The following is a 13,863-nucleotide window of genomic DNA, read 5'->3' as shown; positions in this document are numbered from 1 at the left end:
TGGTGACCGACCTGAAGCTGTTCCGGCTGGATGCCGACGGCCAAGACGTCGAGCTGCGCGGCTCCACGGTGACGCTGGAGGTGGAACTGCAGCGGCGGGTCGAGGCAGGCATGGAGGCCATGCTCGGCATCCGCTTCCTGGCGTCGGAGTACCCGACGGGGCCTTGGCACCGGGGCCGGATCGACTCGCTCGGCCTGGACGAGAACGGCACACCTGCGCTGATCGAGTACAAGAAGGGCGCTGACAGCGGTGTCCTGTCGCAGGCGGTCTCCTACCTGTCGTGGTTGGACTCCGCGCGTCACGAGTTCGAGGCGCTGGTCAAGGAGAAGCTGGGCTCCGAAGCCGCCGAGTCGATCGACTGGCGGAGCCCTCGTGTGGTCTGCATCGCCGCTGGCTTCTCGCACCACGACCGAGTCGCAGTGCACCGTCTGCGCGAGCGGGTCGACCTGGTGCGCTACCGCGTCTTCGAGGGTGGGCTGTTGAGCCTGCTGCTGATCGAGTCCACGCCTGGATCCATGAGACCGGTCTCGGATCGTCGCCAGAGCCGAGGGCTGGAGGTCACGGCTGGTGCCGCCGGCGGAGGCGGGAAGACGTCCGCTCAGGTAACTGCCACCGCGGGTGGGGTTCCTGGCTGTCTGCAGGACCTGTACGCCGAGGTGGACGAGGCCCTCACCGCCTGGGGCGAGGTCGAGGTGGCTCAGCTTCGGCACTACATCGCCTACCGCCGGATGGTGAACGTCGCCTCCGTTATCTTCCGTCCGAAGCACGAGGCGATCCTGGTCTACCTCAAGGTCGACCCGGACATGGTCGAGTTGGAGGAGAGCTTCTCGCGTGACATGCGCGGTATCGGCCACCTCGGGACCGGCGACCTGGAAGTGCGTATCGCCTCGGCAGCCGACCTGGAAAAGGCTGGACCGCTGATCCGGCGGGCGTTCGAGGCGGCCGCAAGAAGAAGGGCGGCTGGTGCATCGGTTTCTCGATGCACCAGCCGCCCTTGTCCGTCTGCGGTCCGTTGGCCCCGGTCCGGTCGTTCTCATACTCATGCCTCCGGTCCTGCCAGGACGAAGTCGTCCTGGGTCAGCTCCGCGCGGAGCCTCGCCTCAGCGACTTCTGCGTAGTGCGCGGACAGCTCGACTCCCACAAACTGCCGGCTCTCGCGCAAGGCTGCGACGCCTGTGGAGCCGCTACCGGTGAAGGGATCCAGGACGGTGCCGCCTTCGGGGCAGATCTGCACGAGCTGCTGCATGATCTCGACGGGCTTCTGGGTGATGTGGACCCGGTCCTTGCGGGGCTGGGAGGCTATGAAGTGGCCGGGCAGGTAGAGGTCCCGGTCCTTTTCGAGGCTGCCCTTGACGCCCCAGACGATGAACTCGGCCGACTGCTTGAAACCGCCCTTGCGGGGCCGGCTGGCGGGCTTGATCCACGGGATCGTGCCGCTCCAAGTCCAGCCCGCCATCTGCAGGGCGTCGGACGTGGTCGGCTACTGGCGCCAGTCGGAGAAGACCATGGCGACGGAGTGCTCGGTCGCGGCCCGGTACGCCTCGGTGAGAAGTGCAGTCAGCCAGCTTCGATAGCTCCGCTGGTCGCGGTTCTCGCCGGGGAAGTTCTGCAGGTCGTGCGCCGATCCGGCCGTGACGTACTTGGCGCGAGCGGTGCGGCCGGTGCGGTCCGAGCTGGTGCGTCCGCCGGAGTTGTACGGGGGGTCGGTGATGACGGCGTTGACGCTCTCGTCCGGGAGGGTCTTCAGCACGGTGAGGGCGTCGCCTCGGTGCAGCGTGTAGCTCATGCGCGGGGCCTCTTTCAAGACGCGACGGGACTGGGCCAGCTCCGGACGGCGGTCAACAGCGGCCGTTCGGAGCGGTGATGCGCCGGAGGGTAGCCGCGCTTTCCGGCCGCACCTAACGAGCCTGTGCCGTGCTTCGGGCCCGGGCTCGGTGGTCGTTTCGTGCGGCCGGAATCCCGGTCTACTGTCTCGCCACGTCACCGAGGCGGAGCCCAGCTCCACCATCGCTGACCTGTGCTGACCCGTGTTGCCGCGTCCAAGGACACGGGCTGGAAGGCACGTTGACCCCCGCTGCCGTAGCCGTGAGGAGACCCGGTGCACCACCTGAGATTACGAGCGCGGCTGGCTGCCGCGCTTGGCCTGAACCCGGCGTCCGGGAGCTACCAACTCCCCTGACCCTGGCCCGCCCTGAGAGGCGGATTCACATCGGCGCGGTGCCGACGGCTTTGCACGAGAAGTCGGCACCGCGTCTCCTACGAACCACGAGGAGCCGCTGCGATGCAGCACGCCCTGGTACGCCCACGTCCTGACCCAACACCGTTGCCCGGCCGGGCTGTCCGCCCCGGCGAACGGCGGCGGCGATGAAGAAGACCACCGGAGCGGTCGTCGGTCTCTTCGCCTCCGGTCCGCTTCTGCTGGCCGTTCCGATCCTCGTGGTCGGGGCCGGAACCGCTGCGGCCTCCTGCTCGACCGGCGGTCCACAGGCTGTGGACACCTCGGCCGTTGCCGCTCAGGTGAAGGCGATCCTGGACGGCGGCGGCAAGGGCACGGTCTCCGTGCCGGGTCTGGAAGAACCGGCGGAGCAGATCGCCAACGCCAAGACCATCCAGGCGACCGGCGTCGCGATGAACATCCCGGCCCGGGGCCAGATCGTGGCCCTGGCGACCGCCCTGCAGGAAAGCGGCTTGCGGAACCTGACCTACGGCGACCGCGATTCACTGGGCCTGTTCCAGCAACGACCGTCGCAGGGGTGGGGCACCGCGAACGAGATCCTCGACCCGGTGCACGCCTCGACGATGTTCTACGAGGCACTGGAGAAGGTCTCGGGCTGGCAGTCCCTGTCCGTCACCCAGGCCGCCCAGGCGGTGCAGAAGTCCGGCTCCCCCGAGGCTTACGCGAAGTGGGAGCCTCTGGCCACCGCCTTGCAGCAGGCGATCGAGCCGCTGTTGTCGAAGGCCGGCGGCACGTCGCCGAGCCCCTCGCCCTCCGGCTCGGACAGCACGGCCAGTGCTCCGCCGAGTGCCGCGGGCAGCTGTACGGCCGACGGGGACGGCACCGACTTCGGAACCATCCCGCCCGGCGCGGTGCCGGCCGGATACAAGATTCCGGCTGACGCTCCCCCCAAGGTCCAGACGGCGATCCGCTGGGCGCTCGGTCAACTCGGCACCCCGTACCAGTGGGGCGGGAGCTGCACGGACTCCCACGGGAGCGACCCCATGGGCCGCTGCGACTGCTCCTCCCTGATGCAGCAGGCGTACAAGGCCGCCGGGGTCGCCCTTTCGCGGACGACGTACACGCAGGTCAAGGAGGGCAAGCCGGTTTCGGTCGACGCTCTCCAGCCCGGTGACCTCGTCTTCACCGAGGGGACCGCCGAAGTCCCGGAACACGTCGGGATGGTCATCGGCCAGGGGTTGATCGTGAACGCCCCGCACACCGGCGACGTGGTCCGCCTCGCGACCGTCGCGTCCTGGAAGCCGCAGATTCTCGCGGCCTGCCGAGTCGTCTGACCGGCGCTTCTGTAGGTTCCGAATAGAGATGTCGTTGTCCAAGTGATTTGTCATCAACTTGTCGTCCGACTCGTCCAGCTGAGTCTCTACTACGGCCTGGCCCGTGACCATATGACCGGGTCTAGGGGCCAGATGCGGATCAAGGCGACGCCCGCGATGCGCTGGCAGATGAGCTGGCGTTACCCCGCTCTAGGGGCGGCGGGCCAGCAAGTGGGCATCGAGGAAGCCCCGCTCGGAGGCCGGGTCGTGGATCAGCCGCGCGACCGTGACGAGCCCAGCCCCGGCCAGCAATTCGGCGAACCGGTCCACCGGCCAGCTATAGGCAGGCGTCACCTTGTGGTCGAAGCGGACCGGCTCCGGTCCGTGGGTCGCGAAGAAGGAGACCAAGAGCAGGCCCCCAGGCGCCAGGACACGTACCTGCTCGGCAAGCAGCGCGGGCAGTTCCCCAGGCGGGGTATGGATCATTGAGTAGTGGGCCAGTACGCCGCCGAGCGCGCCGTCCTCGACCGGCAGAGCCTCCATCCGCGCCTCGTCGAACCGCAGCGCCGGATGGGCCCGCCGGGCGTGTTCGACCATAGCCGGGGAGAGGTCGAGTCCGAAGGCGTCCAGCCCCAAGTCGTGCAGCATGGCCGTCAGATGTCCGGGTCCGCACCCGACGTCGGCCGCCCGCGAAATTCCCGTCCCGCGCACCAGCTCGGCGAAGGTGCCGATCATGTTCCGCGCGAACGGCTGCGTCTCCAGCCGATTGGCAAACATCGACGCATACAGCTCGACGACTCCGTCGTAGGCCACCCTGGTTTGTTCCTGGTGCTCCACCATGGGAAGGAAGCTAACATCCGCGCACCTTTGCAGCTTCTCCGGCCCCGTGCCGCCCCCGCCTCGGCACCAGCGTCACGCTGGCAGTCCGCGGTCCAGTCTTTCGTTTAGTTTGTCCGCCTTTCCGCTCGGGCTAACACTGGTGGCGGCCAGTGTCCTGGTGTCGAAGACATCGGACACGAAGGGGCGACCATGGGGACTGGTGCGGGCGACGAGGACGCGACAGATATCCGGACGGTCCGGGCCACGTATCGACGGGGCGACGGACGGCTGATCGAGGCCCCGTTCGACCGGGTTCCGGTGGACGAGGTCGCCGGCGGACTGCCCGTACGCGAGTTCCGTTGGTACCAGGGCCGGAAGCACTATTCGGGCTGGTACCACGCCTCGACGACGGGCCGAATGGTGGCCTACGAGAGCCGGTTGGAGCTCGCCCGCATCCTGATCGCCGACTTCGCCGGTGACGTCGCGCAGATCGCGGCCCAGCCCTTCCAACTGGTCGGCTCGGACGGAACGCGCGTCCGCCGCCATGTTCCCGATCTGTTCCTTGTCCACGCCGACGGTCTAGTGACCGTCGTGGACGTCAAAGCCCCCTCACGCATGAAGGATCCCAAGGTGATCGCACAGTTCGACTGGACACGCCAGATGTGTTCGCGTCGCGGCTGGGTCTATGAGACCTGGTCGGGGGCCGAGCCTGCAGTCGTGGAGAACGTGCGCTTCCTGGCCGGCTACCGGCGCCGCGACCTGGTGGAGACCTCGCTCATTGCGCGCGTGCTGGACGCCGCGGTAGACCAGCCGACGATCGGCGGCGTCGAGGCCGCGCTGGCCGGACAGCCGTGCGAGATCGTCCGTCCGGTCGTCCTGCACCTGGTCTGGTCCGGCCAGCTCGTCACCGACCTGCGTGCACCGCTCAACCGTGCGAGCCGAATCCGGGTGGCGGCATGAGCACCTACGCGATGACCTTGTTCCCGGGGGCTCGACTCTTCTTCGGCGGTGACGTCGTCGAGGTCGTGGTCATCGAGGGTCTGCAGACGACGGTCGGCAACGATGAGGTGCTGGCTGTGGCAGCCCGGTGGCGTCCACCATTGACGCGGTACCGGTCGACGAACAGGTCAGGCGGGCGGGGCGGCGTCGAAAGGTCCCGCGAGAAGGCCGAACGCTTGATGGCCAAGATTCGCCGTAGTCGCCGCTGAAGCCGACGTTTCACATGCATACCCGACAGTCGGTCCTCAGGACCGAAGAACGAGGTGTCGCCGTCGCACTGGGCCCCACGCGGCAAGCGGAAGGTGTTCAGGACGGGTTATCCACAACCCCCGAGTTATCCACCAAGATCAATGCGCCGTCCGGCAGGGTGTTTTGCTACGCACATGACAGGAAGCTCGCAACACCTCCGAGAAAACGATCAACTGTCCGCCGTCCCTTCGCGCTCCACTGAATGCATGACGCCGGTGAGCAGTACGACCAGCACGCCGCCGCAGTTCGAACTCCGCTGCGGCGGAATGCACTTGGTCATACGACGGATACCCACGTGGCTCGTCACAACTGTCACCACAGCCACGGGAGCCGGGGCAGCCTGGTGGACAAGCCGTTGAACGTACTGGCCAGAAGCAATCAAGCGTGACCGTCAAGCCAGCTCATCGCAAGATCACGCCGAACGGAATCGCTTTTCAGGATCCCTGCCGCGTCGCCGGCGTGAACCCAGGATCGGTCAACAGCGAGATCTCGTAGCCGCCTTCGCCCGAGATGAGCGAGTCGCTGTCCCAGTGCAACTCAACCTCGTCCAAGCCCTTGTTCCGAACGAGCCAGTCGTAGTTCTTCAGCGCGATGATCGTCTCTTCGGTCATGGGCCCGAGGCTACTGGGCACGGCAAGACGCGGCTGGCGTTCACCCGGAACTGGGAGCCTGCAACCACCACCTTCGGTCCCATACTGCAACGGACCCACACCAAGATCGACGGAACTATGATCTGGCCCAGGTCAGAGGCGTCCCCCGCGCCTCTGTGCCAGGGACTTTTCAGGGACTTTCAGCCCTGTCTGAGGGACTTCCGAGGGACTTTCCGCCGCGTAAAGCGGCAAGCCTCCGAAAGATCAGAAAGGGCCTCCGACGCAGGTCAGAGGCCCTTTCGCAAGCAAAGCCGCCGGTAGCGGCAGACGAGTCGGGCTGTACGCCGGGTTCTGTTCCCCGGTTCCCTCGCGGGAGCCGGGGCGACGGCCATCCATCTAGGGCCGGTGTTGCCACCGGCCTCGTGCGGTCTACCCGCGGACTCGGGCGGGCAGCCCTCGATCGTCCGCGCAGAGCCGCTTTTTACGGCGGCTCCTCTTGACCTTGCTCCGGGTGGGGTTTACCTAGCTGCCCAGGTCACCCTGGGCACTGGTGGTCTCTTACACCACCGTTTCACCCTTACCGAGGGCCGTACGGATACGGTCCCCGGCGGTCTGCTTTCTGTGGCACTGTCCCGCGGGTCACCCCGGGTGGCCGTTAGCCACCACCCTGCCCTGTGGAGCCCGGACGTTCCTCGGGAAGCTCCCCGTCAGGGGGACTCCACGCGGCCGTCCGCCCGGCTCGTCTGCCGTGTCGACCATGGTACCCGTACCCGGCGCACGTCCCGCTTCGGCGCCGCGGCCACCGTGGCCAGTACCGAGCCCGCCAGGATCAGGGTGAAGGCCACTCCGATGCCGAGCGTCAGCTTCTCGTCCAGGAACAGCGCGCCCGCGGCGACGGCCACCGCCGGGTTGACGTACGTGATCACGCCGGCCCGGGTCGGGCCGACCTCCTTGATCAGCTCCAGGAAGGCCACGAACGCGATCGCCGTGCAGACCACTCCCAGGCCGGCGAGCGCTGCCAGGACCTCGCCCGACGGCATCGTGGCGGGGCGGGTGAGGAATGCCGCGGGGGCGTAGACCACAGCGGCCAGCGTCAGGCACGGGGTGATCAGCTGGAGGGTCGGGACGTCCTTGAGGTAGCGGGCCGCTATCAGCGGGGCCGTGGCATAGCCCACGACCGTCACCAGCACCTCGGCCATCGACAGGGTGTCGCCTCCGGTGAGGTGCGGCAGGGTCAGGACGGTGACGCCCGCGAGGCCGAGGGCCAGGCCCGCGATGCGGCGGGCGCCCACCCGCTCCCCCGCGCCGAAGAAGCGGGCCAGGAGCAGGGCGACGATCGGGACTCCCGCGATGAGGAGGCCCGCGGTCGAGCTGGACAGATGGCGTTCGGCGTCGGTCAGGGTCCACCAGGGGCCGATGATCTCGATGACGGCGAAGGCCAGCATCGGCTTCCAGTGTGTGCGGACGGTACGGCCGAAGCCGCCCTGGCGCAGGGCGAAGGGAAGCAGGAGCGCGGCGCCGAGGGCGCAGCGTGCGAACACCACCATGGACGGGGACAGTTCGTCCACCGCCACCTTGATCATCAGGTAGGGGACACCCCAGATCACTCCCATGAGGGAGAACAGGAACCAGCCGCGTGCAGTCATGCGACGAGTCTCGGCCTTGTCACCCCCTGGTGTCTTGAACGCTGTTGCGGTACGCCGCCGGGGTCACCCCCAGCACCCGGCGGAACCAGCGGGTGAGGTGCGCCTGGTCGGCGAAGCCGACGAGACCGGCGACCTCGGCGGGGCGCAGTCCGGCCTCCAGGAGGCCGCGGGCCCTGGCCACCCGGTGCTGGGCCAGCCAGGCGTACGGCGGTACGCCCATCGTCGTGCGGAAGGCCCGCAGCAGCTGGTAGCGGGACAGGCCCAGGTCGGTGGCGAGGGCGGCCAGGGACGGCGGGTCCAGCAGTTCGTCCGCCAGGCGGTCGCGTACGGACCTGGCGATGTGGTCGGCACCGGGCACCGTGTCGCTCGCCGCCCGGGACGTGGAGTGGCGGCGGGCCAGTGCCGTGAGCAGCCAGGGCAGCCGGGACTCGGCCTCCAGCGGGTCGGGGCAGGCGCTGATGTCGGTGTGGGCGGCGCGCAGGGCTGTCGCCAGTTCCGGGTCGTGGAGGACGGGGTCGCGGAAGTGCGTCAGGCCGCCGAGGGTGCCGTCGGTGAGGAGGGCCGGTTCGGCGTAGAGGGCCTGGTAGGCGTAGCCGTCGCAGGCGGCCGGGCCGCCGGTGTGCATCTCGCCGGGCTCCAGGACGACGATCGAGCCGGGGTAGGAGTGGATGTGACCACCCCGGTACGCGATGACCTCCGAGCCGCCGACCGTGACGCCGATGGTGAACTCGTCGTGCGCGTGGGGCGCGTAGACGTGGCTGTCGAAGTGGGCGGTGAGGAGGTCGAGGGGCGGGCCGGCACGGCCCAGGCGTGCCCTTGTCCAGCTGGTCCGTTCGCGCATCCCCATGTCGCACCCCCGCCCACAGGGGATCAGACGAGGTCGGCCGTGTCCAGGTCGAAGGCGAACGGTTCCGGAAGAGCGATGGGCTTGCCGAAGGGGCGGGCGCAGTGCTCGCGGTAGTCGTCGTCCTTCGGCTCGCTGAACACCGTGACCTGCGCCGTGTCGCGGTCGACGAGCAGGTAGAGCGGGATGCCCGCGCGTGCATAGCAGCGGCGTTTGGCCTCGCGGTCGGCCTGCGGCTTGGTGGAGGTCACCTCCATGACCATGGCGACGCCGTCGCAGGGCATCCAGGAGTCGGCCCCCCGGTACAGGCGCAGTTCCATGGGAGCGAACGTGCCGTCGGGGACCAAGTGGTTCTTCGGGCAGCCGCCTCCGCTGCGCAGCTTCAACCCCTTGTTGCCTGAGAACTGCATGTCGGTCCGGGAGCGTCTGATCACCTGGTTCACGATCAGACCGATGTAGTCCTCGTGATCCCCGTCCGGCGGCGGCGTCACAACGATCTCCCCCTCGATCAGCTCGGCCCGGAAGCCCTCTGGCGTGTCCAGGGCGAGGAAGCCCTCCAGCAGGACGTCTGCCTGCGAGAGCGGCTCGTGGGCCATGGCAGTCATGTCACGCCCCTCCTTCTGTCGCCCGCCAGATTGGGACATCGGCTGATCACCTGTCCGTGAGATCGGGATCCCTTCCCTCGATCGTGGCACACGAGCACGGTCCTCGTCAGAAGGCCGAACGGCTCGCTTGACCTTGCCGCAGCGTCAACGTCTTCACTGGTCGTATGCGGATCGGAGAACTCGCCGCCGTCGTCGGCGTCACCACGCGGGCCGTGCGGCACTACCACCATCTGGGGCTGTTGCCCGAGCCCGAGCGGCGGGCCAACGGGTATCGGGAGTACGGGTTGCGGCATGCCGTCGTGCTGGCGCGGATCCGGCGGCTGACCGAGCTGGGGCTGGGACTCGCCGAGGTGCGGGACGTGCTCGCGGACGATGCGGGGAAGGACCTCGTCGAGGTGCTGACCGAGCTGGACGAGGATCTGGCGCGTCAGGAGGCGGCCCTGCGGGAGCGGCGGTCGCGGTTGCGGACCCTGCTGGACGCGGAGGGCGGGATGCCCGCCGAGGGGCCGGTGTCGCCCGAGCTGGCCGCGTTGTTCGCCGGGACCTCGCATCTGTCGGACTCGCCCATGGCCGTGAAGGACCGCGAGATCATCGCCTTCCTGGAGACCGCCATGCCGGCCGGGGACCGGGAGCGGATGGTGGCGTCGGTGGGTGAGGCGCTGGGGAGCCCGGGGGCCATGGCGCGGGCCGGAGAGGCGTACGCGCTGCTCGACGCGCTCGTCGGCGCCGAGCCCGATGACCCGCGCGTCGAGGAGGCCGCCGTGACGCTGGCCGGCTGCATTCCGCCGGGGCTGTTCCCGGAGGCCGGGGAGCTCGACCCGGACGACGGTTTCCTGCGCGCCTTCTACGACGATCTCGCCCCGGCCCAGGCGGAGGCCGTCCGCCGCACGCTGCGGATCCTCGCCGAGGAGCGGCGATGAGGGTCGGGTGGCTGCTGGTCCGGCACGAGGTGCGGTTGCTCGCGAGTCTGGCCCTGTGGGTGGCGCGGCGTAGGCACGGAACGGGCAGCGGAGTGGCCTTCGGGTACGCGCGGGGGCAGGGCGCGATGATGGCCGGGTTCGCTTTCGTGTGTGTCGTCGAGACGGTCGCGCTGTCCGTGCTGCTGCGCGACTGGCCCGCCGTGCACGCGGCGTTCCTCTTCCTGGACGTGTACACGGTCGTGTTCGTCGTCGCGCTGCACGCCTCGTCCGTCGTGCGGCCGCATGTGCTGGATGCGGACCGCGGGACCCTGCGGATCCGGCGGTACGTCCATGTCGATCTGCTGGTGCCGCTGGAGCGGGTCGGTGCCGTGCGGCGTGAGCTGCGGATGACGCACGAGCGGGCCGACGGGGAGCTGGATGTGGAGGTGGGCTCGCAGACCAGCGTCACGCTCGAACTGACGGAACCCGTCACGCACGTCGGCTTCCTCGGGCGGAGCCGGGAGGTGCGGGTCGTCCGCTTCCACGCCGACGACCCCGACGGCCTCGTCCGCGCCCTCGGCCGGGCGCGCGTCTGAGCTCCTCGTCCGCCCCCGTACGCTGTCGGCGGAGTTCGATCGAAGGAGTACCCGTGCTTGTCCTGCTGCCGCCGTCCGAAGGCAAGGCCTCCTCCGGCCGCGGTGCCCCGCTGAAGCCGGAGTCGCTGTCGCTGCCGGGGCTGACCGCTGCCCGGGAGGCCGTTCTCACCGAGTTGGTCGAGCTGTGCGCCGGCGACGAGGACAAGGCGCGTGAGGTGCTGGGGCTGAGCGAGGGGCTGCGGGGCGAGGTCGCGAAGAACGCGGAGCTGCGCACGGCGGGGGCGCGGCCGGCCGGGGAGATCTACACCGGCGTGCTGTACGACTCCCTCGGTCTGGCGAGCCTGGATACGGCCGCCAAGCGGAGGGCCGCGCGGTCGCTGCTCGTGTTCTCCGGGCTGTGGGGTGCGGTGCGGGTGACGGACCGGATTCCGTCCTACCGGTGCTCGATGGGCGTGAAGCTGCCGGGGCTCGGGGCGCTGGGCGCGCACTGGCGTACGCCGATGGCGTCGGTGCTGCCCGAGGTGGCCGGGAGTGGGCTGGTGCTGGATGTGCGGTCCGCCGCGTATGCCGCCGCATGGAAGCCGAAGGGCGAGGTCGCCGGGCGTACGGCGTCCGTGCGGGTGCTGCACGCGCCGACCCGGAAGGTGGTCAGCCACTTCAACAAGGCGACCAAGGGGCGGATCGTGCGGAGCCTGCTGGCCTCGGGGGCCGAGCCGAAGGGGCCGGCCGAGCTGGTGGAGGCGCTCAAGGATCTCGGGTACGTCGTGGAGGCGCAGGCTCCGGCGAAGTCGGGGCAGAGCTGGTCGCTGGACGTGCTGGTGGACGAGGTTCACTAACGATCATGAACGAGGTTCACTAGCGATCGTTGCAGGATACGCAACGACCTTTGCGCACCCTGCATGCCGACGGCAGGATGACGCCATGGTCTCCCCTGCCCTGCCCGCCTCCGTGCTGGACCTCGCGCCCGTCGTCCCCGTCGTCGTCATCGAGGATGCCGGCGACGCCGTACCGCTCGCGCGGGCGCTGGTCGCGGGCGGGCTGCCCGCGATCGAGGTGACGTTGCGGACGCCCGCGGCCCTGGAGGCGATCCGGGAGATCGCCCGGGAGGTGCCCGGGGCGGTGGTCGGGGCCGGGACGGTGATCCGTCCCGCGCAGGTCGCGGAGGCGGTGGCCGCGGGCTCCCGCTTCCTGGTCAGTCCGGGCTGGACGGACGTGCTGCTGGACGCGATGCGGGCCTCCGGGGTGCCGTTCCTGCCGGGGGTGTCGACGGCGTCCGAGGTCGTGGCGCTGCTGGAGCGCGGGGTGCGGGAGATGAAGTTCTTCCCGGCGCAGGCCGCGGGCGGCACGGCGTATCTGAAGTCGCTGTCGGGGCCGCTCCCCCAGGCCCGTTTCTGCCCCACGGGCGGGATCGGCCCGTCCTCCGCCCCGGACTATCTCGCCCTGCCCAACGTCGGCTGCGTCGGCGGGAGCTGGATGCTGCCGCAGGACGCCCTCGCCGCCCGCGACTGGGGGCGCGTCGAGGAGCTGGCCCGTGCGGCGGCGGGGCTCAGCGCAGGTGGGACGTGTCGTTGAGGAGGCGCACGCTGGCGTTGCCGTCCGCGTAGTACGCGACGACCGACAGGGACGCGGCCGACAGTTCCATGCGGAACAGGGACTCCGGCGGGGCGCCCAGGGCGAGCCGGACCAGCGTCTTGATCGGGGTCACGTGCGTGACCAGCAGGACGGTGCGGCCGGCGTGGGCCGCCACCAGCCTGTCGCGGGTCGCGGCGAGCCGGGTGGCCGTCGCCGCGAAGCTCTCGCCGCCGCCGGTGGGTTCGGCGTCCGGTGAGGCCAGCCAGGCGTTCAGGTCCTCGGGGTGGCGCTCGCGCACCTCGGCGAAGGTGAGTCCCTCCCAGGCGCCGAAGTCGGTCTCGCGCAGTCCGTCGTCGATGCCCACATCGAGTCCGAGCCGGGCGGCGACGATCCCGGCGGTCTCCCGCGTACGGGCCAGCGGCGACGACACGACGGCCTGGATGGTGCCCCGCCGGGCCAGCATCGCGGCGGCCCGCTCGGCCTGGTCCCGCCCCACGTCGGACAGGGACGGGTCGGTGCCACCACTGCCGGAGAACCGCTTCTGGGGCGTCAACGGCGTCTCGCCGTGCCGCAGCAGCACGAAGGTGGCGGGCGCGCCCATGTCGGCGGGGGCCCAGCCGGGAGCGGCGACGGTTGTGGCGGCACGGGTGTCGGCGCCGGCCTTCACGGCTTGAGCGGCGCGGGTCTCGGCATCGGCGTTCACGGCAACGGTATCGGCACGAGCATCGGTATCGGCCTTCGCGGCACGGGTGTCGCCATCGGCGTCCGCCTGCGCGGTACGCGCACCCTCGACGGCCCTCGCGGCACGCGCATCGGCGTCATCCGTCGCCGAGCCGGAAGCCTCCGTGGCCGGGACGCCCCGGGCGGATTCCGTCGAGGCCCGCGCGGCATCCGGGCCCGAGCCGGCCGTCGCGGCCGCCGCGCGGCCTTCCGCCAGAGCTCCGCGCACTCGCGCCGCACCCGCCGCCGCGTCGCCGGGCGGCTCCTGCGGGACAGCACCCACGGCACTCCCGGGGGCACCGGCACTCCCGGAGCCACCAGCCCCTCCGGAGGCCCCAGCACCCCCGGCGGCACCCCCGGCGGCACCCCCACCCGCCGTGTCCAGTTCCGCCATGGACTCCGTCTCCGACCACTGCTCGCCCCTGGCCCCCGCGTCCATCGCCTCGTTGGCCAGCCGGTCGGCGTGCTTGTTCTCGGCCCTCGGGATCCACTCGTACGTGACCCGGCCGGGTGGGAAGATCCGAGCCGCCTGCGCGGCCAGGGGCTTCATGTCGGGGTGCTTGATCTTCCAGCGGCCCGACATCTGCTCGATGACGAGCTTGGAGTCCATCCGGACGTGGACCGTCGCCGCCGGGTCCAGCGCGTGGGCGGCGCGCAGGCCGGCGAGGAGGCCGCGGTACTCGGCGACGTTGTTCGTGGCGACGCCGATGTACTCGGCGGTCTCCCGCAGGGTCTCCCCCGTCGCCGCGTCGCTGACCACGGCCCCGTAGCCGGCGGGCCCGGGGTTGCCCCGCGAGCCGCCGTCGGCCTCGACGATGAACTCCCGCACCGGAAG

General features: G+C 70.1%; 13 protein-coding genes, 1 other RNA gene and 2 pseudogenes. 8 read left to right on the top strand and 8 right to left on the bottom strand.

Annotated features, from left to right (window positions below; all coding sequences use genetic code 11):
* Window positions 1–2: 2 nt before the first annotated feature.
* Window positions 3–1,118 carry a DUF5655 domain-containing protein gene (locus IE153_RS09080; protein WP_229828926.1) on the top strand — a complete coding sequence of 372 codons (1,116 nt, stop codon included), beginning with the start codon at window positions 3–5 and terminating at the stop codon, window positions 1,116–1,118.
* Here IE153_RS09080 and IE153_RS09075 read toward each other — a convergent pair.
* Window positions 1,040–1,786: pseudogene (locus IE153_RS09075) on the bottom strand (DNA-methyltransferase). The gene IE153_RS09080 and the pseudogene IE153_RS09075 sit on opposite strands and share 79 nt — an antisense overlap.
* Before the next feature lie 578 nt (window positions 1,787–2,364).
* Here IE153_RS09075 and IE153_RS09070 point away from each other — a divergent pair.
* A complete protein-coding gene (locus IE153_RS09070) occupies window positions 2,365–3,510 on the top strand; it encodes a C40 family peptidase (RefSeq protein WP_189589195.1) in 1,146 nt (381 codons plus the stop codon).
* Window positions 3,511–3,699: 189 nt separating this feature from the next.
* On the opposite strand, the gene IE153_RS09065 is transcribed toward IE153_RS09070, so the two are convergent.
* Complete coding sequence (locus tag IE153_RS09065) at window positions 3,700–4,329, bottom strand: class I SAM-dependent methyltransferase (RefSeq protein WP_189589194.1); 630 nt, start codon at window positions 4,327–4,329, stop codon at window positions 3,700–3,702.
* A 189-nt stretch (window positions 4,330–4,518) separates the two neighbouring features.
* On the opposite strand from IE153_RS09065, the gene IE153_RS09060 reads away from it, so the two are divergent.
* Both IE153_RS09060 and IE153_RS09055 read left to right on the top strand, forming a co-directional pair.
* On the top strand, window positions 4,519–5,268 hold the full coding sequence (locus tag IE153_RS09060) for a TnsA-like heteromeric transposase endonuclease subunit (protein WP_189589193.1): 750 nt from the start codon (window positions 4,519–4,521) through the stop codon (window positions 5,266–5,268).
* Window positions 5,265–5,516, top strand: a complete 252-nt coding sequence (locus IE153_RS09055) for a hypothetical protein (protein ID WP_189589192.1) — start codon at window positions 5,265–5,267, stop codon at window positions 5,514–5,516. The genes IE153_RS09060 and IE153_RS09055 overlap by 4 nt, the downstream gene beginning before the upstream one ends.
* Window positions 5,517–5,990: 474 nt before the next feature.
* Here the strand turns inward: IE153_RS09055 and IE153_RS09050 are convergent, their stop codons facing one another.
* From IE153_RS09050 to IE153_RS09025, 5 genes and pseudogenes are all read right to left on the bottom strand, one after another.
* Window positions 5,991–6,167 (bottom strand): hypothetical protein, encoded by a 177-nt coding sequence (locus IE153_RS09050; protein ID WP_166663384.1) that lies wholly within the window; start codon window positions 6,165–6,167, stop codon window positions 5,991–5,993.
* A gap of 303 nt (window positions 6,168–6,470) precedes the next feature.
* Window positions 6,471–6,888: RNase P RNA component class A (rnpB, locus tag IE153_RS09045), an RNA gene on the bottom strand.
* Between the two features lie 121 nt (window positions 6,889–7,009).
* Window positions 7,010–7,729: pseudogene (locus tag IE153_RS42715) on the bottom strand (DMT family transporter); the annotation flags it as partial.
* Between the two features lie 82 nt (window positions 7,730–7,811).
* Window positions 7,812–8,633: an AraC family ligand binding domain-containing protein gene (locus IE153_RS09030; RefSeq protein ID WP_438817905.1), complete on the bottom strand. Its 822-nt coding sequence runs from the start codon at window positions 8,631–8,633 to the stop codon at window positions 7,812–7,814.
* Between the two features lie 29 nt (window positions 8,634–8,662).
* On the bottom strand, window positions 8,663–9,232 hold the full coding sequence (locus IE153_RS09025) for a Uma2 family endonuclease (RefSeq protein ID WP_189589283.1): 570 nt from the start codon (window positions 9,230–9,232) through the stop codon (window positions 8,663–8,665).
* 173 nt (window positions 9,233–9,405) lie between these two features.
* Between IE153_RS09025 and IE153_RS09020 the strand changes: the two genes are divergently transcribed.
* The 4 genes from IE153_RS09020 (at window position 9,406) to IE153_RS09005 (ending at window position 12,308) form a co-directional block, all read left to right on the top strand.
* Window positions 9,406–10,161, top strand: a complete 756-nt coding sequence (locus IE153_RS09020; protein ID WP_189589190.1) for a MerR family transcriptional regulator — start codon at window positions 9,406–9,408, stop codon at window positions 10,159–10,161.
* The gene (locus tag IE153_RS09015) at window positions 10,158–10,736 is read left to right on the top strand and encodes a hypothetical protein (protein ID WP_189589189.1); all 579 of its coding nucleotides are present in this window, start codon (window positions 10,158–10,160) and stop codon (window positions 10,734–10,736) included. Before IE153_RS09020 ends, IE153_RS09015 begins: the two co-directional genes overlap by 4 nt.
* A gap of 53 nt (window positions 10,737–10,789) precedes the next feature.
* Entirely contained in the window at window positions 10,790–11,572 is a 783-nt protein-coding gene (gene yaaA, locus IE153_RS09010) for a peroxide stress protein YaaA (protein ID WP_189589188.1), read from the top strand.
* 85 nt (window positions 11,573–11,657) lie between these two features.
* Window positions 11,658–12,308, top strand: a complete 651-nt coding sequence (locus tag IE153_RS09005) for a bifunctional 4-hydroxy-2-oxoglutarate aldolase/2-dehydro-3-deoxy-phosphogluconate aldolase (RefSeq protein ID WP_189589187.1) — start codon at window positions 11,658–11,660, stop codon at window positions 12,306–12,308.
* Here IE153_RS09005 and IE153_RS09000 read toward each other — a convergent pair.
* Window positions 12,283–13,857 carry a bifunctional RNase H/acid phosphatase gene (locus IE153_RS09000; RefSeq protein ID WP_189589186.1) on the bottom strand — a complete coding sequence of 525 codons (1,575 nt, stop codon included), beginning with the start codon at window positions 13,855–13,857 and terminating at the stop codon, window positions 12,283–12,285. The two genes, IE153_RS09005 and IE153_RS09000, sit on opposite strands and share 26 nt — an antisense overlap.
* Window positions 13,858–13,863 lie beyond the last annotated feature (6 nt).

This window comes from Streptomyces massasporeus (assembly GCF_014648995.1).
GTDB lineage: Bacteria > Actinomycetota > Actinomycetes > Streptomycetales > Streptomycetaceae > Streptomyces > Streptomyces massasporeus.
The sequence above is the reverse complement of the archived record's forward strand: the minus strand, read 5'-3'. Positions and strand labels throughout refer to the sequence as shown.

Excerpts from the sequence above, each read along its gene's own strand:
- IE153_RS09070 (WP_189589195.1), top strand. The coding sequence starts at position 2,365 with ATGAAGAAGACCACCGGAGCGGTCGTCGGTCTCTTCGCCTCCGGTCCG.
- IE153_RS09065 (WP_189589194.1), bottom strand. The coding sequence starts at position 4,329 with ATGGTGGAGCACCAGGAACAAACCAGGGTGGCCTACGACGGAGTCGTC.
- IE153_RS09060 (WP_189589193.1), top strand. The coding sequence starts at position 4,519 with ATGGGGACTGGTGCGGGCGACGAGGACGCGACAGATATCCGGACGGTC.
- IE153_RS09055 (WP_189589192.1), top strand. The coding sequence starts at position 5,265 with ATGAGCACCTACGCGATGACCTTGTTCCCGGGGGCTCGACTCTTCTTC.
- IE153_RS09050 (WP_166663384.1), bottom strand. The coding sequence starts at position 6,167 with ATGACCGAAGAGACGATCATCGCGCTGAAGAACTACGACTGGCTCGTT.
- IE153_RS09030 (WP_438817905.1), bottom strand. The coding sequence starts at position 8,633 with ATGCGCGAACGGACCAGCTGGACAAGGGCACGCCTGGGCCGTGCCGGC.
- IE153_RS09025 (WP_189589283.1), bottom strand. The coding sequence starts at position 9,232 with ATGGCCCACGAGCCGCTCTCGCAGGCAGACGTCCTGCTGGAGGGCTTC.
- IE153_RS09020 (WP_189589190.1), top strand. The coding sequence starts at position 9,406 with ATGCGGATCGGAGAACTCGCCGCCGTCGTCGGCGTCACCACGCGGGCC.
- IE153_RS09015 (WP_189589189.1), top strand. The coding sequence starts at position 10,158 with ATGAGGGTCGGGTGGCTGCTGGTCCGGCACGAGGTGCGGTTGCTCGCG.
- IE153_RS09005 (WP_189589187.1), top strand. The coding sequence starts at position 11,658 with ATGGTCTCCCCTGCCCTGCCCGCCTCCGTGCTGGACCTCGCGCCCGTC.